At 42.8% G+C, this 23,973-nt stretch carries 15 protein-coding genes and 1 pseudogene; 3 read left to right on the top strand and 13 right to left on the bottom strand.

From position 1 onward, the window contains the following. From baeS to purM, 11 genes and pseudogenes are all read right to left on the bottom strand, one after another. Complete coding sequence (baeS, locus tag M1F25_RS12410) at window positions 1-1,389, bottom strand: two-component system sensor histidine kinase BaeS (RefSeq protein WP_004253515.1); 1,389 nt, start codon at window positions 1,387-1,389, stop codon at window positions 1-3. Continuing rightward, window positions 1,379-4,480: a multidrug efflux RND transporter permease subunit MdtC gene (mdtC, locus tag M1F25_RS12405; RefSeq protein ID WP_181488037.1), complete on the bottom strand. Its 3,102-nt coding sequence runs from the start codon at window positions 4,478-4,480 to the stop codon at window positions 1,379-1,381. Before mdtC ends, baeS begins: the two co-directional genes overlap by 11 nt. Then, window positions 4,480-7,602: an MdtB/MuxB family multidrug efflux RND transporter permease subunit gene (locus tag M1F25_RS12400; protein WP_110591802.1), complete on the bottom strand. Its 3,123-nt coding sequence runs from the start codon at window positions 7,600-7,602 to the stop codon at window positions 4,480-4,482. Before M1F25_RS12400 ends, mdtC begins: the two co-directional genes overlap by 1 nt. Next, on the bottom strand, window positions 7,602-8,846 hold the full coding sequence (locus M1F25_RS12395; protein ID WP_094960479.1) for an MdtA/MuxA family multidrug efflux RND transporter periplasmic adaptor subunit: 1,245 nt from the start codon (window positions 8,844-8,846) through the stop codon (window positions 7,602-7,604). The genes M1F25_RS12400 and M1F25_RS12395 overlap by 1 nt, the downstream gene beginning before the upstream one ends. Window positions 8,847-9,094: 248 nt before the next feature. Beyond that, complete coding sequence (locus M1F25_RS12390) at window positions 9,095-10,447, bottom strand: MFS transporter (protein WP_181488035.1); 1,353 nt, start codon at window positions 10,445-10,447, stop codon at window positions 9,095-9,097. A gap of 585 nt (window positions 10,448-11,032) precedes the next feature. Further along, a pseudogene (mgtE, locus tag M1F25_RS12385) lies at window positions 11,033-12,319 on the bottom strand (magnesium transporter); the annotation flags it as partial. Window positions 12,320-12,679: 360 nt separating this feature from the next. After that, a complete protein-coding gene (locus M1F25_RS12380) occupies window positions 12,680-14,209 on the bottom strand; it encodes an exopolyphosphatase (protein ID WP_181488033.1) in 1,530 nt (509 codons plus the stop codon). A gap of 4 nt (window positions 14,210-14,213) precedes the next feature. Further along, window positions 14,214-16,283 (bottom strand): polyphosphate kinase 1, encoded by a 2,070-nt coding sequence (gene ppk1, locus M1F25_RS12375; RefSeq protein ID WP_004253537.1) that lies wholly within the window; start codon window positions 16,281-16,283, stop codon window positions 14,214-14,216. Between the two features lie 54 nt (window positions 16,284-16,337). After that, complete coding sequence (gene speG / locus M1F25_RS12370) at window positions 16,338-16,925, bottom strand: spermidine N1-acetyltransferase (protein WP_004253538.1); 588 nt, start codon at window positions 16,923-16,925, stop codon at window positions 16,338-16,340. A 237-nt stretch (window positions 16,926-17,162) separates the two neighbouring features. After that, window positions 17,163-17,801: a phosphoribosylglycinamide formyltransferase gene (gene purN, locus M1F25_RS12365; RefSeq protein WP_004253539.1), complete on the bottom strand. Its 639-nt coding sequence runs from the start codon at window positions 17,799-17,801 to the stop codon at window positions 17,163-17,165. Further along, window positions 17,801-18,841, bottom strand: coding sequence for a phosphoribosylformylglycinamidine cyclo-ligase (purM, locus tag M1F25_RS12360; protein WP_036957652.1), 1,041 nt, complete (start codon window positions 18,839-18,841; stop codon window positions 17,801-17,803). Before purM ends, purN begins: the two co-directional genes overlap by 1 nt. Window positions 18,842-19,195: 354 nt before the next feature. Here purM and upp point away from each other — a divergent pair, with 354 nt between their 5' ends. The 3 genes from upp to hda all read left to right on the top strand — a co-directional run bounded on the left by upp (window position 19,196) and on the right by hda (window position 22,046). Continuing rightward, a complete protein-coding gene (gene upp / locus M1F25_RS12355; RefSeq protein WP_004253541.1) occupies window positions 19,196-19,822 on the top strand; it encodes a uracil phosphoribosyltransferase in 627 nt (208 codons plus the stop codon). Window positions 19,823-19,921: 99 nt separating this feature from the next. Then, the gene (gene uraA / locus M1F25_RS12350; protein ID WP_004253542.1) at window positions 19,922-21,217 is read left to right on the top strand and encodes a uracil permease; all 1,296 of its coding nucleotides are present in this window, start codon (window positions 19,922-19,924) and stop codon (window positions 21,215-21,217) included. A 127-nt stretch (window positions 21,218-21,344) separates the two neighbouring features. Continuing rightward, the gene (gene hda / locus M1F25_RS12345; protein ID WP_036957653.1) at window positions 21,345-22,046 is read left to right on the top strand and encodes a DnaA inactivator Hda; all 702 of its coding nucleotides are present in this window, start codon (window positions 21,345-21,347) and stop codon (window positions 22,044-22,046) included. Window positions 22,047-22,089: 43 nt separating this feature from the next. Here hda and arsC read toward each other — a convergent pair whose 3' ends face one another. Together arsC and M1F25_RS12335 are read right to left on the bottom strand one after the other, a co-directional pair. Further along, window positions 22,090-22,446: an arsenate reductase (glutaredoxin) gene (gene arsC, locus M1F25_RS12340; RefSeq protein ID WP_164565253.1), complete on the bottom strand. Its 357-nt coding sequence runs from the start codon at window positions 22,444-22,446 to the stop codon at window positions 22,090-22,092. 12 nt (window positions 22,447-22,458) lie between these two features. Continuing rightward, window positions 22,459-23,922: a tetratricopeptide repeat protein gene (locus tag M1F25_RS12335; RefSeq protein WP_036958108.1), complete on the bottom strand. Its 1,464-nt coding sequence runs from the start codon at window positions 23,920-23,922 to the stop codon at window positions 22,459-22,461. Between the last annotated feature and the right edge of the window lie 51 nt (window positions 23,923-23,973).

Below are 23,973 nucleotides of genomic sequence, written 5' to 3'. Positions count from 1 at the left end.
TCATAAACCTTTGTCTTTTAATTGAATCGGTAAATTAATGGTAATTTTGACACCACCTAATGGTGACGGTGCTGCGGAAATTGTTCCATGGTGAGCCTCAACAATATTATAGCAAATGGCCAACCCTAAGCCTGAACCGCCACTGGCGCGATTACGAGAACCTTCAGCACGGTAAAAACGTTCAAATAAATGTTGGCATTGCTCAGCAGACAGCCCCGGGGCGCTATCTTGCCAAATTATACTGAGCTGGTTGTGGTCTTGTGTGACTTGAATGGCAATTTTACCTTGTGGGTCCGTATAGCGTAAGCTGTTTTCCATTAAGTTATAGAATAACTGAGTGATGCGGTCAGGGTCTGCAAACACGTTGCCTTGTGCAATAAATTGCCGTTCAACTGAAAGTTGTTGGTCTTCTAACCGCCAGCGGGCTTGGCCTATTGCCATTTCAATTAAAGGGATAATATCGGTAAGTTGCATACGGTAGACCAAAGAACCTCTATCCGATAACGAGAGCTGGTGGAGGTCATTAACCAGCTTAATTAAAGTTTGGGTTTCATTCAGTAGGGAATTGATTGTTTCGGGAGTGGCTTGCCGGACGCCATCTTGCACCGCTTCTAATTCGCCTCGCAGAACTGACAACGGCGTGCGGAGCTCATGGGAAATATCCGCCATATAATCACGCCGCATTTGTTCGTTTTTTTCAAGGGTAGAGGCCAGATGGTTAAAATCTTTAGCCAGTTGCCCAAGTTCATCGCGGCCAGACTCAGGAACCCGCGTGGCAAAATCACCATTGGCGAGCCGGTTAGTGCCTTCGAGTAACCGCTTGATGGGTTTCAAAAAACTACGGGCAAGGAACAATGTGGCAATCAGAGCCACAAATAAAGACAGCCCAGCGATGATCCAACTGGTATACATTTGTTTGGTATCAAAACGGCGGTCAAGGGCGCTGCTGATTCCCGTTTCATAGCTGGCAACGAGCCAACCGACGGTTTCGCCATTGCTAGTAACAATAGGCTCACGGAGAACTTTGCTCGGTAGGGGCGTGTCTTGCCCGAAAATTAGCCGGTCTTGTGTATCATAAACCCAAAAAATGGTTCGCCAGCGCTGTCGCATCGGGCCACGATGCTGTTGATGTTCTACAGAGCGCAGAATGCGAAAGAAAATGCGATCATTACCAATCAAAAACCGCCAATTGCCCATTTCTTCATATTGTTCCGCAAGGGCGGAAGAAACCTGCTCAACGCGTTGTTGGTCATTTTCTTTAATATAGTCAATAAAGCCATGTTGAAAACTCATGCGCACGCCTTGGTGCATAATTAGCACTAGCAATAAGCATGTCGCAAAAATAGCTAAAAAAAGCCGAGTACTAACGCTATTTAACCTAAGCTTCATGGTTATTCTCCACAATCTTATGCGTTAATGACTTTTTGCGCTGCCAACGTTGCCTTAAGCTATCAAAACTTAAATACACAACAGGAGTGGTAAATAAAGTCAGCAATTGGCTCATTATTAAGCCACCGACAATGGTGATCCCGAGAGGTTGACGTAGTTCTGCTCCATCACCACTACCTAACATTAACGGTAACGCACCAAAAATGGCGGCGAGTGTCGTCATTAAAATAGGGCGAAAACGTAATAAACTGGCACGGAAAATGGCTTCTTGAGCGGTTAAACCCGCTGTTCTTTGTGCTTGAATAGCAAAATCCACCATAATAATGGCGTTCTTCTTGACGATCCCAATTAATAGCATGACGCCGATTAAAGCGATTAAACTAAATGGTGTGTCAAATAACTCAAGGGCTAATAATGCACCGACACCAGCAGAAGGCAAAGTTGATAAAATTGTCAGTGGGTGAATATAACTTTCATATAGAATCCCAAGGACTAAATAGACAGTCACAATAGCGGCTAAAATCAAAAATAATTGTGACTGTAAAGTTTCTTGGAATATTTGTGCCGTTCCTGCAAAAGACCCTCGCACTGTAGATGGCACGCCAAGCGCAGTCATGGTTTTTTCTATTTCGACGATGGCATCATTTAAGGTATAACCGTCCGCGACATTAAATGCGATAGTAGATGAAGCTGATAGTCCTTGGTGGTTCACGCTTAATGGCGCATTCGCCGGCTGCCAACGAGCAAAATAAGACAGTGGGATCGCTTTGCCCTGTTTGTTGATAACAAACATCTTATCAAGGGAACTGACATCTTGCGTATATTCAGGAGCAACTTCCATCACTACTTTATATTGGTTCATCGCTTCATAAATGGTGGAAACTTGGCGTTGGCCAAATGCGTTGTTAAGCAAACTGTTAGCTTCACGGACATCGATACCTAGCTGGGCCATTAAGTCCCTATCGTAGGTGATCGCCATTTCTGCGCCTTTGTCTTCCTTATCTGAGTTCACATCTGTCAGCTGTGGCAATTCACCGAGTGCTTTACGAATGGCGGGTTCCCAATCACGCAATGCAGAAAGCTCATCCGCAAGCAGTGTAAACTGATAGCTGGCATTGGCTTGTCGACCTCCCACACGAATATCTTGTACTGGCATCATAAACAGGTTAGCCCCTGGCTCATTGGCTAATTTCATACGTAACCGATTAATGACTTCAGCTGAACTTTCAGTACGTTCACCCAGTGGTTTTAATGAGATATACATAAAACCGCTGTTTACCCGGCTACCACCAGTAAAACCGGTGACATTATCCGTCGCTGGGTCGGCTTTAACTTGCTGCATAAAACGGGTCATTTTTTCTTTCATTGACTGGAATGAAATACTTTGGTCTGCGCGAACAAAGCCCAGCACACGGCCAGTATCTTGTTCAGGAAAGAAAGTTTTCGGAACGGTAATATACAGATAAACGTTTAAGCCGATTGTGGCAAATAGCACCGCGAGAACACTACGGCGATGTTCGAGTACCCATTTTAAAGCGATGCCATAACTTTCTTGCAAGCGCATCAACACACGTCCAAACCCGCGATGTTTGGCTTTGACGTTGCGAGGACGTTTCTTCAGTAAGTAAGCACACATCATAGGGGTGAGCGTTAATGAGATCACCAAAGAAATACCGATAGCGGTTGCAAGGGTAATGGCAAATTCGCGGAATAAACGGCCGACCAGTCCATCCATAAGCAGTAGCGGAATAAAAACAGCCACTAAGGAAATACTCATGGAAACGACGGTAAAGCCGACTTCATGCACGCCTTTAACCGCCGCAATAAACGGTTTTTTACCATTTTCGATATGACGCGAGATATTTTCTAATACGACAATGGCATCATCAACCACAAAGCCCGTCGCAACCGTTAATGCCATCAATGACAAGTTATTTAAACTAAAGCCACATAAATACATGGCTGTAAAAGTCCCAATCAATGAGACAGGGACAGCAACGGCAGGGATCAAAGTAGCGCGACCTGAGCGTAAGAACAGCAGCACCACGAGGATCACCAAGGCAACGGCAATCAGTAGAGCACGTTCCACTTCGGCTAGAGACGCGCGGATGGTCGGTGTTCTGTCTTGTGCCACTTTTAAATCAATAGCGGCAGGGATCATGTCATTGAATTCAGGCAATTCAGCACGAATACGGTTCACTGTTTCAATAATATTGGCGCCAGCTTCACGACGAATGACAATCAAAATAGCCGGTTTACCGTCTGCCATACCGGCAGCGCGTACGTTTTCAATGGAATCTTTAACATTGGCGACATCGCTGAGCTTTACAGCATTGCCTTGGCTGTAATGAACAATAATTGGTCGATAATCGGCTGCTTTTTTTAACTCATCATTAGTCTGTACTTGATAACGTTTTTCGTCATCATTGATATAGCCTTGCGGTTGGCGAACGTTAGCACTACTAATGGCTGAGCGCACGGCATCAAGGGAAACCCCTTGGTTAAATAGGGCGGTTGGGTTGAGTTCAACCCGTACGGCAGGGAGCGAGCCGCCACCAACTGAAACTTCACTAACCCCTTCAATTTGCGCAATTCGCTGGGCTAAACGGGTAGATGCAATATCATAAATTTCGCCAGTACCCATGGTCTCTGAGGTCATGGTTAAAATCATAATTGGCGCATCAGACGGGTTAGACTTGTAATAACGTGGACGGCTTGGCATACCGCTGGGCAGCAGGTTTTGCGCCGCATTAATCGCAGCTTGCACTTCCCGAGCCGCGTTATTAATGTCTTTGTCGAGATTAAACTCAAGGGTAATAGTGGTTCGCCCAAGCGCACTGCTTGAGGTCATTTCGCTGATCCCAGCAATACTGCCTAAAGAGCGTTCAAGAGGTGTCGCAACGGAGGACGCCATGGTTTCGGGTGACGCCCCGGGAAGTGACGCTGTCACGTTAATCACAGGGTAATCTACTTGAGGCAACGGAGAAACCGGTAAAAATAGAAAGCTCAGGGCACCACACAAAGTAATCGCAACGCTAATCAGCGTCGTTGCTACCGGGCGGCTAATAAATAGAGCAAAGAAGCGCTTCATTATGACACCTGAGCCTTCTTCGCTTGGCGACGGTCTTTAAAATAATGAGAAAGACGGTCGAACAATAAGTAAATAACCGGTGTGGTAAATAAGGTGAGGATTTGGCTCATAATTAAGCCACCAACCATACAAATTCCTAATGGTTGGCGTAATTCTGCACCGACACCTGTACTTAGCATTAATGGCAAGGCTCCTAGTAATGCCGCCATGGTGGTCATTAAAATTGGGCGAAAACGCAGTAGGCAAGCTTGGTAGATGGCATCATAAGGGGACATTCCCTGTTCACGCTCTGCAGCAAGGGCAAAGTCAATCATCATAATGGCGTTCTTTTTCACGATACCAATTAATAAGATGATGCCGATGACTGCAATAACATCAAGGTCTTTTCCTGCCATCATTAAAGCAAGTAATGCGCCAACCCCCGCAGTCGGTAAGGTGGATAAAATCGTAATCGGGTGGATAAAGCTCTCATATAAAATGCCTAATACGATATACATCGCCACAATTGCGGCTGCAATTAACCAGATAGTGCTGCTTAGTGCAGCTTCAAAGGCTAAAGTCGCTCCTTGGAATTGTGTGGTAATGGATTTTGGCATAGCAATTTGTGATTCGGCCAATTTCACGGCATTGACGGCTGACTCAAGCGAAGCGCCATCCGCCACATTAAACGAGAATGTCACCGCGGGAAATTGGTCGAGGTGATTAATTGCTAATGGCCCATTACCTTCTTGAATATTTACCAAAGTGCTTAGTGGCACAATGGCTCCATCAGTGCCTTTTAGACGAATATCATTCAGCGCATCCATACCATCACGTGTCTGTGTGTCATGTTCTAATATCACACGATATTGATTTGACTGTGTGTATATGGTCGAAACCATTCTCTGCCCAAATGCATTATATAAAGCGTTATCAATGGCTGACATTGTGATACCAAAACGGCTTGCGGTATCACGGTTAACATTCACATAGGCAACTAGCCCTTTATTTTGCCAATCACTACTGACATCCGTGAGTTCAGGTTGTTGCTCTAGGGCATCTAACAAGCGTGGAACCCAAGTGGTTAATTCCTCTAGTGAACCGGCCTGTAACGTAAATTGATACTGTGTGCGTGCAACTTGCGTATCGATGGTGAGATCTTGCATAGGCTGCAAATATAAATTCACCCCGGCAATGTTATCCACGGATTGCTGTAGACGGTCAATAATCGCCACCACTCTATCTTCACGCTCATCAAGGGGCTTTAAGGTAATTTGGAGACGCGCGTTGTTTAATGTTGGGTTGCTACCATCAACCCCCACATAAGTGGTGACATTATCAACCGCAGGGTCTGCCAATAATTTTGACGCAACTTCCTGTTGCTTTTGCGCCATGGCCGCAAAAGAAATAGATTGACGGCTTTCAATTGACCCTTGAATAATTCCACTGTCTTGCAAAGGGAAAAAACCTTTTGGGATCCACATATACAGCAAAACAGTCAGCACCATGGTGCCTAGCGCCACAGAAAGCGTTAACCATTGGTGATTAAGAATACGTTTTAACCAAATTGCGTATCCAGCAACCATACGGTCAAAGAAACGCTCACACGCTAGTTCAAAACGGTTATGTTTATGTTGCGACTCTGGTTTTAATAAACGCGCACACATCATTGGCGTTAACGTCAAAGAGACGACAGCGGAGATCAAAATAGCCACGGCTAGGGTAATGGCAAATTCGCGGAATAACCGGCCGACAATATCCCCCATAAATAACAGCGGGATTAATACTGCAACTAAAGAAAAGGTGAGGGAGATAATGGTAAACCCGATTTCCCCCGCCCCTTTGAGTGCAGCGACCAGAGGCTTATCGCCTTTTTCTAAGTAGCGGGAAATATTTTCAATCACCACTATCGCATCATCGACCACAAAACCTGTGGCGATGGTTAATGCCATTAGGGTGAGGTTATTGACAGAAAAACCACAAAAATACATGACTGCAAAGGTACCAACGAGGGACAGCGGTACCGCAATGCCCGGTATTAAGGTGGCAATTCCATTGCGTAAAAACAAATAAATCACCATCACCACGAGGGCGATGGCTAACATTAACTCAAACTGTACATCATTAACGGACGCTCGAATAGTACTGGTTCTATCGGTTAAAATATCGACATTAACCGATTTAGGTAAGCTTTCAATTAATTCGGGTAACAGCGTACGAATGGTATCTGTGGTTTCAATGACGTTAGCACCGGGCTGCCGCTGCACATTGATCACAATCGCCTGTTCATTATTTGCCCATGCCCCTAAATAGGCATTTTCGGCACCTTGTGCAATCGTTGCAATGTCGCCTAAACGTACAGGCGCACCATTTTGGAAGGCCACAATAAGCTGACGATAGTCGTCAAGTGACTTCATTTGGTCGTTAGCAGAAAGCGTCACTGCTCGCGTTGGCCCATCGAAACTCCCTTTTGCGGAGTTGACGTTAGCATTGTTGATGGCTAGGCGGATGGTTTCGCTATCCAGCCCTTTGGCTGCCATGGCTTGTGGGTTTAAATTCACGCGAACAGCAGGGCGTTGACCACCGGCTAAGGTGACTAAACCCACTCCATTAACTTGGGATATTTTCTGGGCAATTCGCGTTTCAATAATATCCTGTACCTGCGTTAATGGCATCGCATCAGAGGTGACCGCTAAGGTGAGTACAGGCGGGTCAGCAGGGTTTACCTTATTATAAATCGGAGGATAGGGTAAATCCGAAGGCAGTAAACTACTGGCGGAATTAATCGCTGCTTGGACTTCTTGTTCGGCAACCTCTAGAGGCAACGTTAATTGGAACATCAGTGTTATAACTGATGCTCCTCCTGAACTTTGCGATGACATCTGTTTAAGACCCGACATTTGCCCAAACTGGGTTTCCAAAGGCGCGGTCACTGCAGAGGTCATCACATCGGGGCTGGCTCCCGGGTAAAGGGTAACAACTTGAATCGTCGGATAATCGACTTCGGGCAGGGCTGAAACAGGTAAGAAGCGATAGCCGATGATCCCTGCAAGTAATATAGCCACCATGAATAATGTGGTAGCCACAGGGCGCAAAATAAATAAACGAGAAGGCCCACCGCCTTTTAACATTTCAGGCTGCATTACGCTTTCTCCGCGCTATTGGCTTTACCTTTGCGGGGCTCTTTTTTGGCGATGCTTTCAGCGGTAACGACTTCGACAGTTGTGCCATCGGTGAGTTTATCAACACCATCGGTGATGACTTTGGTATTTGCTGCGAGCCCACTTTCAATAACGACTTGTTGGCTATCTTGCATCCCCACGGTCACATTGTGTTTGCTGACTTTATTATCATCACTCAATACCCAAACATAGTGACCTTCATTGCCCATTTGCAGTGCAGCGGTTGGGATCACCACGGCATTTTGCAGCGTTTCAACTTGCATTTTTACGTTAACAAATTGATTAGGGAAAAGTTTTTCTTCTTCATTGGTAAAGCGCGCTTTTATTTTAAGAGTGCCGGTCGCAGCATCAATTTGGTTATCAGTACTGAGTAGCTCACCGCTTGCGATTAGCGCGATATTGTTTCTGTCCCAAGCTTCAATCAATACTTTTTCACCGGAAGATTGTGCTTGCTGGATCGCGGGAATATCACCTTCAGGTAAAGCAAACAAGACATCTGCGGGTTGAGTTTGTGTGATAACAACAAGAGGGGTTGAGGTTCCTGAAGAGATAAAGTTTCCGACATCAACTTGTTTTAAACCAACCCGCCCTGAGATGGGGGCAGTAATTTTACTGTAGGTTAATTGCAGTTTGGCATTATCAACAGCCGCTTGGTCGACTTTAATACTGCCTTGTGCCTGTAATACTGCCGCTTTTTGGTTATCTAGCTCTTGTTGCGAAATCACTTTAGTGCCAGCAAGCTTTTGATAACGCGCTAAATCTAATTGCGCATTAGCTAACGTTGCTTTGTCTTTAGCTAATTGCCCCTCAGCTTGTGATAGCTGAACTTCAAATGGGCGAGGGTCAATCTGTGCCAATAAATCTCCCTTATTGACATATTGCCCTTCGGTAAAATACAGCTGCATTAACTGGCCTTCAACACGGCTGGTTACAGTGACAACATTTGCCGCTTGCACTGTGCCTAAGCCTGATAAAAATCGTGGAACGACTTTTTGTTCAGCAACGGCAAACTGCACAGGGGCTAACACACGTGGTGGGCGGCCCATCGCGCTTCGCTGTGAGTTTGGTTTTGCTACGGTGCCAGTAGATTGTGTATCTGATTGTTTTTCTTGATGATAAAAGTACCAAGAAACGCCAGCTACCGCAATAATGGCAATAAAAATGGCAGAGCGAATAAAAGGTTTACGTTGTTTTTGTTTATTCATTTTGGGTAATTCGCTTAACTCAAAAAAAGTGGATGAGATCCGTCAGGCTGTATACTAAAAAACTAACAAAAAAGAGTCAGTTAGACATATTAGTAGTTTAACGTGATAGGTACAAAGAAAAATGGAGGAAATATGAATAAGTGTCAATTTCTGTACTTGTATACTTCAGTGCTTGTAAAGGGGGAGAGCGGGGGAATAATTTTGTATCAATTAAGATTGCCCCCCGAGTAAATAGGGGGCAATCGATTTTATAAACTAGAAGCTTTTAAGACCGCAGATTTTTCGTTTGAAGGCTCTGAATTGACAGTCCAACCTTTCCAAGATAGAGGAATGAAGGCTACAGCAACCGCTAATAATGAGACACCAGCAACATAATAGGCAGGTGCCATGTGAGATTGCTGCAACCAAGCACCAGTTAATATTGGTGTTAAACCACCAAAAATTGCATAAGCCACATTGTAAGCGAATGACAGGCCAGAATAGCGAATTTCAGGTGGAAATGCGCGTGTACTGATAATTGGAGTGGTTGCAATCGCGCCAACAAAGAAGCCCATCAAGCCATAGTTAAAAATCAACGTACTCGCCGCAATATCACTGGATAATGATGAATAAAAGTAAATTGCCGTTACGGCTAATCCACCCCATGATAAAGTCATTGAGGTACGAGTTCCGGTTTTATCGCCTAACCAGCCCCAGAAGATACAGCCTAATGTTAAGGTCAATGTCGCCGCGCAGTTAGCTTGCAATGCCACATTCCTATCAATGTTATAGATCCCTTTTAACACCACATCTGGTGTCATCAAAATGGTGACAACGATAGCGGTTGATAATGACCACGTCAGTGCCGCAGTGATCATACAAGCTTGTTTATGAGACTTAATCACGGTTTTGACGGGTAATTCTTGTGACAAGGCCTTTTTGGCTGCCAGCTCTTTGAATATCGGGGTTTCTTGTAAAAAACGACGTAAATACACAGAGATAAACCCAAAAACACCACCAAGAATAAATGGAATACGCCAAGCAAAATCATGAATTTCAGTTGTGGTATAAGAGCGCTCAATGATAATTGCGACGATAGAGCCTAATAAAATACCACCGGTGATCCCAGAAGTCAGTGTACCGACACCTAAACCATAACGTTGTTTTGGTGTATGTTCTGCAATAAATACCCATGCACCTGGCATTTCACCACCAATCGCGGCACCTTGCATAATACGCATTAACAGCAGTAATAATGGAGCAGCAGCGCCAATGGTTTCATAAGTAGGTAAGAAACCAATAACAAACGTTGGGAATGCCATTAAGAAAATACTGAGGGTAAACATTTTCTTGCGGCCAATTTTATCCCCGAAGTGAGCCATGATAATGCCACCAAGAGGGCGAGCAAGGTAACCTGCTGCAAATAGACCCAGTGTTGCCATTAGCGCGAGAAATTCGTTATCCCCTGGGAAAAATAGTTGGGAAATAATTTTTGCGTAAAAAACAAAGATAACGAAGTCATAAAACTCAAGAGTTCCCCCTAAAGAGGATAAGCCTAATGTTTTATAGTCTTCTTTGCCCAAAGGTCTCGCAGAGGGCTGGCTGGCGGTTTGCGGTGTCATTATAGTTTCCTTCTAACTACCTGTAATACTAAATTGCATAAATTCAAAATAATAAGCATTGACTCATAATAATGAGCTAATCATTTTTATTGGTGCAGATAAGAGGTATAAAACGTTGGATGGGTATAACTTAGTTTAATACACAGTATCTTTCTTGCATGAGTATATTTATAGCAGGAAATTCTATATTCTGTAAACCTCAACCCTAAAAACAAGAATGACATTCCAATTAGTTTTGATTTGTTAGCGTATTGATTTGGTGTGATGATAAATAGCCTTATATGATGTTAATAATATGAATTTTGCAGAATATCGTATATTTAAATTAGTGAGTTATAGCGTTAATTATATTTAATTTAATAAATTCTTACTGAATTATGGTAAGTAAATATTACCTAGATATTATTCGTTATAATTAACTTTATTAATCTAGATAAACTAAATAACTATAAAATCATTTAATTAATAGATAAATAAAAGGGTTGTTTGCGGGATTTTGGTTTTTTAGCTGGGCTTTGCTGTCGGAGGGAGTGTTTTGTAAATTGCACGCGCCTAACCTAAGAGTAGGGCGCGTGCAAAGCGAATTTAAACGAGGAACAGTGTGGCTAAGCCAAGGAAAATAAAGAAACCGCCTGTATCTGTGATGGCGGTGATCATCACGCTAGAACCGATAGCAGGGTCCTTGCCCATTTTCAGCATAATGAGTGGAATAACCACGCCCATAATAGCCGCCATCAGTAGGTTCAAGATCATCGCTAATGTCATGACTGCACCCATAGCGATATCGCCATAAAGGAAGTAAGTGACGACACCCATAATTCCTCCCCATACAACCCCATTAATAAAGGCGACACCAAGCTCCCTTAACATTAAGAAAGAGAAACTATTGTTTTGTATCTGGTGCAGGGCAATGGCACGAACAATCATGGTAATGGTTTGGTTTCCCGTATTACCGCCAATTCCTGCCACAATAGGCATTAATGTGGCAAGGGCGACTAATTGGGAAATCGTATCTTCAAAAACCCCAATAACACGAGAAGCCACAAAAGCGGTACATAGGTTAATGGCTAGCCATGTCCAACGGGTTTTAACGGCTTGGCCGACAGGGGCGAAAACGTCTTCTTCAGGGCTTAACCCCCCCATACGACGAATACTGTTATCGTTTTCTTCACTAATGTTATCAACGATATCTTCAACCGTCAGGCGGCCCATTAGTAGGCCGTTGTTATCAACAACAGCCGCAGAAATTAAGTCATAACGTTCGAACGCACTCGCTGCGTCTTCGCCTTTTTCATCAGGCAAGAAGGTCACTGTGTCAGTCTTCATGACATCGGCCACTATTTTTTCAGGGGATTGCGTTAAAATAGTGGTTAGAGGTAATTCACCTTGTAAATAATTACTGTTATCGACAACGAAAATTTTGTCGGTCGCTTCTGGGATCTTGCCCCGTTGGCGTAAATAACGTTGAACCGTTTTTAGCGTCACATTTGGGCGTACGGTGACGAATTCAAAATCCATCATTTGACCGACGCTATCTTTCGCATATTGTAAAACTTCGCGAATACGGCTACGCAGACTAGGTTCTAAATAGGTGAGGAGCCGACGCATGGTGTCACGAGGTAAATGCTCAGCAATATAGGCTTGTTCGTCAACATGCAAGTTGGCAACGGCGCGCAGTAGTTCTCTGTCAGACATATCCTTAATTAGGCTATCCCAAACAGAAACCGAGGCCTCAACTAACACTTCACCACGTTCGTTATTATCAACAAGACGCCATAACGCGAGACGCTCATCATAAGGGAGCATTTCTAAGATATCGGCGATATCCGCAGTGTGTAAATCAAGTAGCAATTCTTTTACAAGACTAATTTTTTCACTAATTGCTTTGTCATCAATACTGACGTGTTGATCATTTTCAACAAGCGCATGGACGAACTCTTCGTCATCTAAAAATAGCGTCAGGATTTGCTGGCGAATATGTGCCAGTTTTTGAGAGTGCGGGTTGACTGTTGGCGCCGCATCGGTTGAGAAAGCAGATTGTGACATTTTAATCCTTAAAGCAATAGCAGCGCAAAAGCGCTTTTTATGAATTCGTCTGCGAGCGGACGAAATTTATTATCATTGTTGTCGCCTATTTAAATAATATATCAAATAGTTGAGTCAAATAAGCGGTGATTTTCAAGTCATCAATGATGAATAATAAGAACAAATCACTACAATAATGGCCGCAAATTACTCATTTTCTGCGCAAATAGTTAACGACCAACCGGGAACATCTTCCCAATAGCCACTTTCCTTTTCTAAATCTAATAACATCAATGCATTTTGCACGAGATATTCAGATGGTAAATAGATAGTCCAGTGCCCATCATCCGTTTCTATCCGTAACGAAGAAGGGATTGTTGTAGATTGGCGTTGATTATTTAACAAAATGGCTAGCCGCAAAATTTGGATAAGCGGCATAAATTGTTTTCTTTTAAATAAATTAAATTTAGGGATATCGTCATACTTAATAGCCCTACGATGATTACGTACTAATGTTGCCAGTAATAGTTGCTGTTCTTGGTTGAAACCCGGTAAGTTAGTATTTTGCAAAATATAAGCAGAATGGCGGTGCATACCACTATGATTAATACTTAAGCCAACTTCATGGAGCATAACCGCCCATATTAAAATGGATTCTAACTGTGGATTGAGTTGTTTAGGGTTTTGCTGCCCCCATTGGAAATAGAGCTCTTCCATCGTTTTTAATACACGTTTCGCTTGCTCTCTATCAATATTATAATGCTCAGCAAGGCTTAATGCAGTACGTTGACGGATATCTTGGTGACGGAAGCGGCCTTCCATTTCATATAAAACACCTTCACGTAATGCACCGTCAGATAAACGTAACTCTTTAATTTCTAATGAATCAAAGACGGCAAGTAAAATGGCTAAACCTGGGACAAATACGTGCTTACGCTCATTAGAGAGGCCGAGTATATTTAGTGCGCTAAATGACTTATATTTCAACGCCATTTGCTTGATTTCGATAAGGCGTTCACGGGTGATAACACCGTCTTTATAGCCTAATTCTTGTATTACACTATTGGCAGCTTTGATGGTGCCCGAGGCACCCATCGCGACGTCCCAAGTTTGTTTTTTAAATAAAATCGCAGTGCTTTCTAGCTTTAAGCAAGCCCCTAGGTAGGCGCGATTGAAAAATTCAGGATTGATTTCTTCATTTGGGAAGTAATTGCGAGCAAAGCTCACACACCCCATTCGGCGGCTTTCAATCAAAAGCGGTTCAAACTTTTCACCAATGACTAACTCAGTTGAACCGCCACCGATATCAAGTACTAATTTGCGGCCTTTTTCGGGTTGGGTGTGTTCAACGCCCATAAAAATCAATCGAGCCTCTTCTTGGCCTGAAATGATTTCAATAGGATAGGGCATGATTTCTTTAGCGCGTTGCAAAAATAGTTTCACATTCGTTGCGACACGTAATGAGTGTGTGCCAACAATACACACGTTCTCAGGGGAAAATCCTTGTAACCGTTCGGCAAACAACGCGAGGCAGGCAAGGCCCCGTTCCATGGCTTCTTCACTTAATTCATTGGTATCACTTAAGCCATCGGCAAGGTGAACACGTTTTTTCAAACGAGTGAGAACTTGCAATGCACCGTTGACAATACGAGCAATGACCATATGAAAACTATTGGAGCCTAAATCTATAGCCGCAATTTCTTGTGGTCTCGGTGTTGAGGCGTTGGTTATTGGCATATTTTTAAGCTCTTGTATCAGGTGTTTCGATTGATTTTAAATAATCATACACAGCAAGCTGGGCTTGGATTTTTCGTTTATTTCCGCGGGGAACATAATGATTACTTAAATCTTTGTCAACATAACGTGCTTTTACGGTATCGCTAAATTGCAGCTCTAAAATATCCAATACCCGTTGTTTTAAATGCGGGTCGACTAAACTAACGGCAACTTCAATGCGGTAGTCAATATTGCGCGTCATCCAGTCAGCGGAGGAAATAAAGACTTTTTCGTCACCCGCATTGGTGAAAACATAGACACGGTCATGCTCAAGAAAACGGTCAACAATGCTGGTTACTTGAATATTTTCACTATAGCCGACTTGACCCGCCACTAAAGAGCACATTCCTCTGACTAATAAACGAATTTTGACACCTGCATTGGAGGCATCATACAGTTTGTCGGTCAATTCTTTGTCGACTAAATTATTAATTTTTAATGTGATGCCACTGGGGCGTTCAGCGAGTGCATTTTCGATTTCTTGGTCAATTAAGGCCATTAAACGAATCCGTGTATTTTGTGGGGACACCATTAAATTATCGAAAGTCACTGGGCGATAGGGGTTTTCAATAAAACTAAATACCCGACGAACTTCGTTGGTGATCAGCTCATTTGCTGTGAGTAGCGAGTAATCGGTATAAAGCCGAGCGGTTTTTTCATTAAAATTACCCGTACCAATATGAGCGTAGCGAACGATTTGGCCTTCTTCCATGCGCGAGATAATAAACAATTTCGCATGGATTTTAAGCCCTGGCGCGGAGAAAATAACATGCACGCCAGCTTCGGTTAACCGTTTTGCCCAATGAATATTGGCGGCTTCATCGAATCGAGCTTGTAACTCAACGACCACCGTGACTTTTTTTCCATTATGGGCAGCATGAATGACGGAATCGATAATGCGTGAGTCTTTCGCAACACGGTAAATATTAATTTTTATCGACAATACATTCGGGTCAAAAGACGCTTGGCGCAATAATTCTAAAGTATGTTCAAAGGTATAGTAGGGATAATATAACAGCACATCGCGTTCACGAATGGCATCAAAACCGTTACGGAAATTATCAAACCAGCGGTGACGCAGCCTTGGTAGTGGCTTGTTTAATAAATTTTTATTTCCCTCATTAGGGAAGTTAATAAAATCTTTAAAGTTGTGATAGCGACCACCTGCAATCACAGAGTCATCACTGGATAACCCCAGCTTTTCACGTAAAAGAGCAACCATTTCGTCAGGCATATCACGTTGATAGACAAAACGGACGGGCTCTGCGGTTAAACGCTGTTTTAATGTGGACGACATTATCTCGAGTAAGCTCGATTCCATCTCTGTTGCGATGTCATACTCTGCATCACGCGTCATTTTCATCGAATAAGCATTAAGCTTATCGTAATCAAAGAAGCCTTTGAAAATTTCATCCAGTGTATAGCGAAGGATATTATCAATTAGGATCATTGACTTGCGACGCTTTGGCATTTCCGGCGGTAAGTTAACAAACCGAGGCACTTTATCGGATGGAATTTCCAATAGCGCATACTGAATGTGATTGCCATTGATGATTTCAACGGCAAGGTACGTGTAGTCATCTTTTAGAAACTCAACCAGATTGGTGTCAGGATTAATTAATATTGGCGTAATATGCTGGCGCAGGTTCTGCCGGAAATATTGACGTAACCAAATCTGTTGGCGAGGCGAAATTTGACGTTCGTTAATCAAGAATATTTGATTGCGCGCCATTTCTAATAGCAAATCATTATAAAGAATATCGAACTCTTGTTCTTGTTTGGCAACTCTTGACTGAATTCTCTTTAACAAGTGGCGAGCACCGCTTGCCGAACCCCGTTCTTCATTAATTAAAATACGGCGTTTAACGTCGGCGAAGCGGACTTTATAAAACTCGTCTAAATTATTGGAATAAATACCCAAAAAACGCATTCGCTCAATAAGAGGGTTACGCTTGTCGGCTGCTTCTTGTAAAACACGCTCGTTAAAAGACAGCCAGCTTAACTCTTTTTCATGATAGAGACGTTCTTGGGACATTCTAACTCCATATTAGACTCTTGTTACTTTGTGGCTATGATACCAGCCAGTTAGCTAAATGTGTTGTTTAATTGCTTTATCTTGGGTAATAACACTTTCTGGATTAGCAGATTGCTGTTTCATCGTAAAATATTGCTGCTGAAAAATACACATACGGATAGCGGTGTGATAACGGCCATTGACAAAGAACTCGTCGATCAGTTCGCCTTCAGTATGGAAGCCTAGTTTATTATAAATATGGATAGCTTTGACATTTTCTTTATCAACAATAAGATAAAGTTTATATAAGTTTAGTACAGAAAACGCGTAGTCCATTGCTAATTGCGCAGCGCGACTCGCATAGCCATGCCCTTGATGGCTCGGTGCAATGATAATCTGAAATTCAGAGCGTCGGTGAATATAATCAATCTCTACCAATTCGACTAGGCCTACTTTCTCACTGTCATTTTCAACGATAAAGCGGCGTTCAGACTGGTCATGAATATGTTTATCGTAAAGATCGCTTAATTCAACAAAAGCTTCGTAAGGTTCTTCAAACCAATAACGCATAACACTGGCATTATTATCAAGCTGGTGAATGAATGCTAAATCTTCACGTTCAAGTGGGCGCAACCTAAACGGATGAACTTGCCCGGTTGTCATAAAAATACCTCTATTTAGTTAGGAAAAATGTGTTGTTCTTCGATTACAAGGATAACATTTATTTACGATAAAATAATGACACAGCACAGAGAGATGATCACCTTGTTGAAAAATAATTCATTTTACTTAGGAGGACGCTGTTTAACTCAATACCGTTCTATGTTATTTCCATGTGAAATACGACGAAAAAAGGGTGGATATCCACCCTTAAGTTTATATTTTTCGCTGTCACGAAGGTTACTCGTTAGCATAACCTTGTTGCGGTAAAATTTGGTTATCTAACACAGCGTTACCTTTTTGCATTGTTAATCGGCCACTGATGAACCATTCAACAACTAATGGGTAAATCGCATGTTCTTGAGCTTTAACCCGATCGATAATATCTTCTTCGCTATCTTGTTCAAAGATAGGCACTTTGGCTTGTAAAATAACCGGCCCGCCATCCAGTTCTTCGGTAACGAAATGCACCGATGTACCATGTTCTTTATCCCCATTTTCCAGCGCCTTACGGTGTGTATGTAAACCGGGGTATTTAGGCAGCAAAGAAGGGTGGATATTGAGTAATTTTCCAGCAAAGTGGTTGACGAATTGGGCTGATAAGATACGCATAAAACCCGCTAATACGACTAAATCAGGCTGGAATTGGTCAACCTGCGCGAGTAATGCAGCATCATATGCTTGGCGGTCAGTATATTGTTTCGCATCTAAATAACAGGCTGGGATCCCAGCCTGTTGTGCTCGAACAAGCCCATAAGCATTGGCTTGGTTGCTGATAACAGCAACAATTTGAGCGCCAATTGCCCCAGAGCGACAGCTATCAATTAATGATTGCAAATTACTGCCACTGCCAGAAATGAGGACAACTATTTTTTTCATTAGCGGATCACAACCTGCTCTTCACCCGCAGGTAATGCACCAATTGTACCGATTTGCCATGCGTTTTCACCAAGCTTGTTCAGCAGAGCAAGTGCATTTTCGACTTCTTGCTGTGGCAGAGCAATAATAATCCCCACACCACAATTGAAGGTACGGTACATTTCATGGGTACTAACATCACCAGCTTGCTGTAGCCAATTAAAGACTGCGGGCCATTGCCAACTGCTGCCGTCAATAATCGCTTGTGTGTTGTCAGGTAGTACGCGAGGAATATTTTCCCAGAAACCCCCACCGGTTATGTGTGCAATGGCGTGGATATCGCTATTTGCGATCAGCTCTAATACATTTTTAACGTAAATGCGTGTTGGCTCTAATAAATGGTCAGCTAAAGGTTTCCCATCTAATTGCGTTTCTTCTGGGTTGGTTTGACTGACTTCAAGGATTTTGCGAACCAGCGAATAGCCATTTGAATGAGGGCCGCTAGAAGCTAAAGCAATTAAGGCATCCCCAGCACTCACTTTGCTGCCATCGATGATTTCTGAGCGCTCAACAACACCCACACAGAAACCCGCCACATCGTAGTCTTCACCATGGTACATGCCAGGCATTTCAGCAGTTTCACCGCCAACTAATGCGCAACCAGATTGTTTACAGCCTTCTGCGATACCTGTAATCACGCTAGTAGCGGTATCCACATCCAGTTTACCGGTTGCATAATAATCAAGGAAGAACAGAGGTTCTGCGCCTTGAACAATCAAGTCATTGACACACATAGCCACAAGGTCAATTCCAATGGAGTCATGACGTTTTAAATCCATTGCTAAGCGTAATTTGGTACCGACACCGTCAGTGCCTGAAACTAAAACAGGTTCACGGTATTTCTGCGGTAGGGAACATAATGCACCGAATCCCCCAAGCCCACCCATAACTTCTGGGCGGCGGGTTTCTTTTACGACACCTTTAATACGTTCAACCAAGGCGTTACCCGCATCAATATCAACACCGGCATCTTTATAGCTGAGAGAGGTTTTATCAGTCACTACGGCCCCCAAGGCAATTACATTTTTGAGAAAAATAACATCATTGACATTATTCTAACAGGCTAGGCAAACGTTTGCGATAGCTTTGTGTTGGAAATTTTTTTAGTACTCGTGATTCAAAAAAGGGGATTGCTAAGAAGCCGTACAGAAAAATAATAAATGATTTTATTTAAATCAAATTTGCGGTTTAGCCAATTTCAACTTAACTGAGATGAGGTATAATTCTAAAAAAAATTGTGTTAATCGTTGTTGTTTTGACCAAAATCAAGCGTTATCTAGTGGCAACCAAAGCTAAAAGAGGTATAATCCGGCGATTTTTTTGTCCGCCGCCGTCTTAAATAGTAGGAGAAACCCATGAAGATCGTTGAGGTAAAACACCCTCTCGTTAAACATAAACTCGGCCTGATGCGAGATCATGATATAAGCACAAAACGCTTTCGTGAACTGGCCTCAGAGGTTGGTAGCCTACTGACTTATGAAGCAACTGCTGACCTTGAAACTGAAAAAGTGACTATCGATGGTTGGTGTGGTCCTGTAGAAATAGAACAAATTAAAGGTAAGAAAATCACTGTAGTACCAATTCTCCGTGCTGGTATTGGTATGATGAATGGTGTATTAGATAGTATTCCAAGTGCACGTATCAGTGTGGTGGGTGTTTATCGTGATGAAGAAACACTGCAGCCTGTCCCTTATTTCCAAAAACTCGCATCTAACATTGAAGAACGTATGGCATTAGTGGTTGACCCAATGTTAGCGACGGGTGGCTCAATGATTGCCACTATTGATTTATTAAAAAATGCGGGTTGTACCTCGATTAAAATCTTAGTCCTTGTTGCAGCGCCAGAAGGTTTAAAAGCGTTGGAAGCTGCGCATCCAGATGTTGAATTATATACCGCTTCAATTGATGAGTATTTAAATGAAGAGGGGTATATCGTTCCGGGTCTCGGTGACGCGGGCGACAAGATATTTGGTACTAAATAATGATTAAGCCGACTGAGAAGTCGGCTTTTTTTTGATTAATTGTAGAGACTCACTGCTTATTCAGTGATTAGCCATTTCGCTAAAAGAGGATAAAGTCACATGACTCGTCGCACCATCAGTGTTGAAGAAAGACCACCATTATTACAAACTATCCCACTGAGCCTTCAACACCTGTTTGCTATGTTTGGCGCAACCGTTATCGTACCGATTCTGTTTGGTGTAAACCCCGCGACAATTTTGCTGTTTAATGGAATAGGAACGCTGCTGTACTTATTTATTTGTAAAGGGCAAATTCCGGCTTATTTAGGTTCAAGTTTTGCATTCATTTCCCCTGTGTTGATTTTATTACCATTAGGTTATGAATTGGCACTTGGCGGCTTTATCATTTGTGGCGTGTTGTTCTGTATAGTTGCGCTGATTGTTAAAGTTGCAGGAAGAGGGTGGATCAACGTCATGTTCCCCCCAGCGGCAATGGGGGCAATCGTAGCTGTAATTGGTTTAGAGCTTGCTCAAACCGCTGCAGGTATGGCAGGGCTATTACCTAAAGATGGCGCAGTGGTTGATTCGAACACGTTAATTATTTCCCTGACCACATTATCAGTCACTATTCTCTGCGCGGTCGTTTTCCGTGGGTTTTTATCTATAATTCCAATTTTGATTGGCTTTTTAGCGGGTTATGCATTGTCCTATTTTATGGGAATTGTGGACTTTACCCCTGTTATTGAAGCGCCATGGTTTGCTATCCCAACATTTTATACACCACGCTTCGAATGGTTTGCTATTTTAACCATTTTACCTGCGGCCTTAGTGGTTATCGCTGAGCACGTAGGGCACCTAGTGGTCACGGCGAATATTGTTGAGCGTGACTTAATGAAATCGCCAGGTTTGCATCGCTCAATGTTTGCGAATGGGTTCTCGACGGTGATTTCAGGTTTCTTTGGCTCGACACCGAATACGACTTATGGTGAAAATATTGGGGTAATGGCAATTACCAAGGTATACAGCACATGGGTGATTGGCGGAGCTGCAATTATTGCTATTTTATTATCTTGTGTTGGTAAATTAGCTGCTGCTATCCAATTAGTGCCGGTTCCTGTCATGGGCGGGGTTTCACTCTTATTATACGGGGTAATTGGTGCATCAGGTATTCGTGTGTTGATTGATTCAAAAGTTGATTATAACAAGCCACAGAATTTGATTTTAACCTCAGTGATTTTAATTATTGGTGTTAGTGGTGCGGTTATCCATATCGGTCAAGCGGAACTTAAAGGTATGGCACTGGCGACGATTGTCGGGATATTTATGGCATTATTGTTCCGTTTTATAACGTTTGTTAGGCCTGAAAAGCAATTTGTAACATCTGAAGTGCAAGAGCTTGATAGCAATAAAAAATAAGCTATGTGATTTTCCCTATTGCCGTTCGGTTGATCGAGCGGCATTTGCTCACCGTTCTTATTCATCTATCCGTGTTTTTTATGGTAAACTGCTAGATGAAAATTGATTTGTACAGCCAGAGGCGCTTCTGAACACACCATCACAGCTTTCATTACCACTATATCTGCCAGATGATGAAACCTTTGCAAGCTTTTATGCAGGGGAAAATGGGGCGTTGCTGTCTGCTATTCAGTCTGCTATTAATCAACCACACGGTAGTTATATCTATTATTGGTCGCGAGAAGGTGGTGGAAAAAGCCATTTATTACATGCGGCTTGTGCTGAACTGTCTGAACAAGGCATTGCAGTAGGCTATGTCCCTTTAGATAAACGTGCATATTTTGTCCCTGAAGTACTAGACGGTATGGAACATTTATCACTCGTTTGTATTGATAATATTCAGTGCATCGCGGGTGATGAAGAGTGGGAAATGGCGATTTTCAATTTATATAATCGTATTTTGGAAATTGGCCGAACTTGTTTATTAATCACTGGGGATAGGCCACCTCGGCAAATCGAACTGAAATTACCTGATTTAGCCTCTCGCCTTGATTGGGGACAAATTTATAAACTTCATCCACTGAGCGACGAAGATAAAATTTGGGCACTGCAATTACGTGCTCGTATTCGTGGTTTCGAATTACCAGAAGATGTGTGCCGTTTCGTATTAAAACGCTTAGATAGAAAAATGGGAACCTTGTTTGATATCTTAAACAAACTTGACCACGCATCCATCGTTGCTCAGCGCAAATTAACGATCCCTTTCGTAAAAGATATTCTAAAACTTTAGTAGACTAAACGAGTTGGCAGCCGCATAGCTGCCAAAATAGTGACTATAAGATTTCACAGACTTGCTCAGGCGGGCGGCCTAAGCGTGCTTTATCACCATTAACAACGATAGGGCGTTCAATCAACTTAGGGTTCTCATGCATCGCTTTAATGAGTTGGTCCTGAGTTAAGCTGTCATCGTTTAAATTCAATTCCTTATACAGCTCTTCTTTGGGGCGCATTAATTGACGAGCATCTTTAAAGCCTAACATTTTAAGGAGTTTTTTGATCTCAGCTACCGTTGGGGGTGTTTTTAAATACTCGACCACCGTGGGAGTGATACCCTTATCAGTTAAAAGGGCTAGGGTTTCACGACTTTTAGAACAACGAGGGTTGTGGTAAATCTTAATCGAATTCGTCATTATTTTAACTCCTTACGGTTTTGCATTTTTGTCACGTAATTGTAGTTTTCTAAGCGCATCAATGCGAGCGTCATAACGCTGTTGTTCATAGCTGCCTAAACGGCTTTGACGGCTAGCATCGCTGAGATAATTAATCGCAGTGTCATAATTACCCCGTAATGCCATTCCTTCTGCGTAAGCGGCGAGTTCTTCTGTACGTTTACCTTGCTTTGCAGACGCTTCAGCCAGTAAATCCCAGCCAATCGGGTCATCAGGGTAATCAAACGTATATTTATTCAACAAGGTTGTTGCTTCTTTATATTGATGATTATTAATTAATGCGTTGGCAAGGTTAACAATGAAAACAGTATTTTTCGGTGTTTTTTTCAATGCGTTTTGTAAACGCGAAACTGCTCTAGCAACTTGATTTTGTTCGATATCGACATCCGTCATACTATCAATAAACCAAGGGTTATCAGGTTGTTTCGCTAATAGCTCTGTCAGGATTTTACCTGCTTCTGCATATTTTTTGTCCTGAGAAAGAAGTAACGCTTTACCATATTGTGCCGCAATTTGCTCTTGTGCAGAACCTTTCCCGTAATTTTCAATAATTTGGTCTAAGGCATGTTTTTGCTCGGTGCTATACATGGCCAAAATACGAACGCGAGCTAACATAAAATCTAGTGATGATGGCACACTCACTTTAGGATATTGATTAGAGCGGTTTCTTGCATCCGCTAAACGGCTATCCGGTAAGGGGTGCGTTAATAGGATTTCAGGGGGCTTCGACATATAACGAGTTTGGTCTGACATCGTTTGCATAAAATCAGCCATGGCGTGTGGGTCAAAGCCAGAGCGCCTTAATGTCTGCAAGCCAATACGGTCAGCTTCTTGTTCATTGGCTTGGGTAAAGCTGATCATACCTTGTTGAACCCCAGCCATTGTTCCTGTTAAAGCGGCAAAACCGGCTTGAGGATTCGCCATCACTAACAGTAAAGAACCAATGGTCCCTGCAATCGCGAGAGGAGTGGTGCTTTTCTGGTCTTCCATCATTCGCGCAAGGTGTCTTTGCGTGACGTGAGATATTTCGTGAGCCATGACTGATGCGAGCTGGCTTTCATTTTGGCTGTACCGAAATAATGCGGAATGCAGCACGACATTACCCCCAAAATAGGCATATGCGTTAATATTGGGGTTATTGACTAAATAGAACTTAAACGGTGTTTTAACTGAGTCGGCATTTTTTACTAAGCGCATGCCAAGTTTGTTAACATACTGAGTTAACAGTGGGTCATAAATAAGAGGGGTACTGGCTCGTATTTGGCGTGTGATTGCGTCTCCCATAATAATTTCTTGGTTGATGCTAAGAGTGCCTCCCGCCGTCGTTCCTATATCGGGTAAGGTATCTTCAATTGCGCTATAAGCAGGTAAAACTGCACCGTTCATTAGCGCAGCGATCATGAAAGCCAATAATGGATATTTTAAAGTTTTCTTCATGAAACGTGAGTATCCCATACAACATTTAAATTTAGGGTAAGTACCGACTTT

The sequence above is a fragment of the Providencia sp. PROV109 genome (assembly GCF_033681625.1).
GTDB classification, from domain to species: Bacteria; Pseudomonadota; Gammaproteobacteria; order Enterobacterales; family Enterobacteriaceae; genus Providencia; species Providencia hangzhouensis.
The sequence above is the reverse complement of the archived record's forward strand: the minus strand, read 5'-3'. Positions and strand labels throughout refer to the sequence as shown.

What these genes read in the sequence shown, in the direction of transcription:
- baeS (WP_004253515.1), bottom strand. Translation starts at nt 1,389, where the DNA reads ATGAAGCTTAGGTTAAATAGCGTTAGTACTCGGCTTTTTTTAGCTATT.
- mdtC (WP_181488037.1), bottom strand. Translation starts at nt 4,480, where the DNA reads ATGAAGCGCTTCTTTGCTCTATTTATTAGCCGCCCGGTAGCAACGACG.
- M1F25_RS12400 (WP_110591802.1), bottom strand. Translation starts at nt 7,602, where the DNA reads ATGCAGCCTGAAATGTTAAAAGGCGGTGGGCCTTCTCGTTTATTTATT.
- M1F25_RS12395 (WP_094960479.1), bottom strand. Translation starts at nt 8,846, where the DNA reads ATGAATAAACAAAAACAACGTAAACCTTTTATTCGCTCTGCCATTTTT.
- M1F25_RS12390 (WP_181488035.1), bottom strand. Translation starts at nt 10,447, where the DNA reads ATGACACCGCAAACCGCCAGCCAGCCCTCTGCGAGACCTTTGGGCAAA.
- M1F25_RS12380 (WP_181488033.1), bottom strand. Translation starts at nt 14,209, where the DNA reads ATGCCAATAACCAACGCCTCAACACCGAGACCACAAGAAATTGCGGCT.
- ppk1 (WP_004253537.1), bottom strand. Translation starts at nt 16,283, where the DNA reads ATGTCCCAAGAACGTCTCTATCATGAAAAAGAGTTAAGCTGGCTGTCT.
- speG (WP_004253538.1), bottom strand. Translation starts at nt 16,925, where the DNA reads ATGACAACCGGGCAAGTTCATCCGTTTAGGTTGCGCCCACTTGAACGT.
- purN (WP_004253539.1), bottom strand. Translation starts at nt 17,801, where the DNA reads ATGAAAAAAATAGTTGTCCTCATTTCTGGCAGTGGCAGTAATTTGCAA.
- upp (WP_004253541.1), top strand. Translation starts at nt 19,196, where the DNA reads ATGAAGATCGTTGAGGTAAAACACCCTCTCGTTAAACATAAACTCGGC.
- uraA (WP_004253542.1), top strand. Translation starts at nt 19,922, where the DNA reads ATGACTCGTCGCACCATCAGTGTTGAAGAAAGACCACCATTATTACAA.
- arsC (WP_164565253.1), bottom strand. Translation starts at nt 22,446, where the DNA reads ATGACGAATTCGATTAAGATTTACCACAACCCTCGTTGTTCTAAAAGT.
- M1F25_RS12335 (WP_036958108.1), bottom strand. Translation starts at nt 23,922, where the DNA reads ATGAAGAAAACTTTAAAATATCCATTATTGGCTTTCATGATCGCTGCG.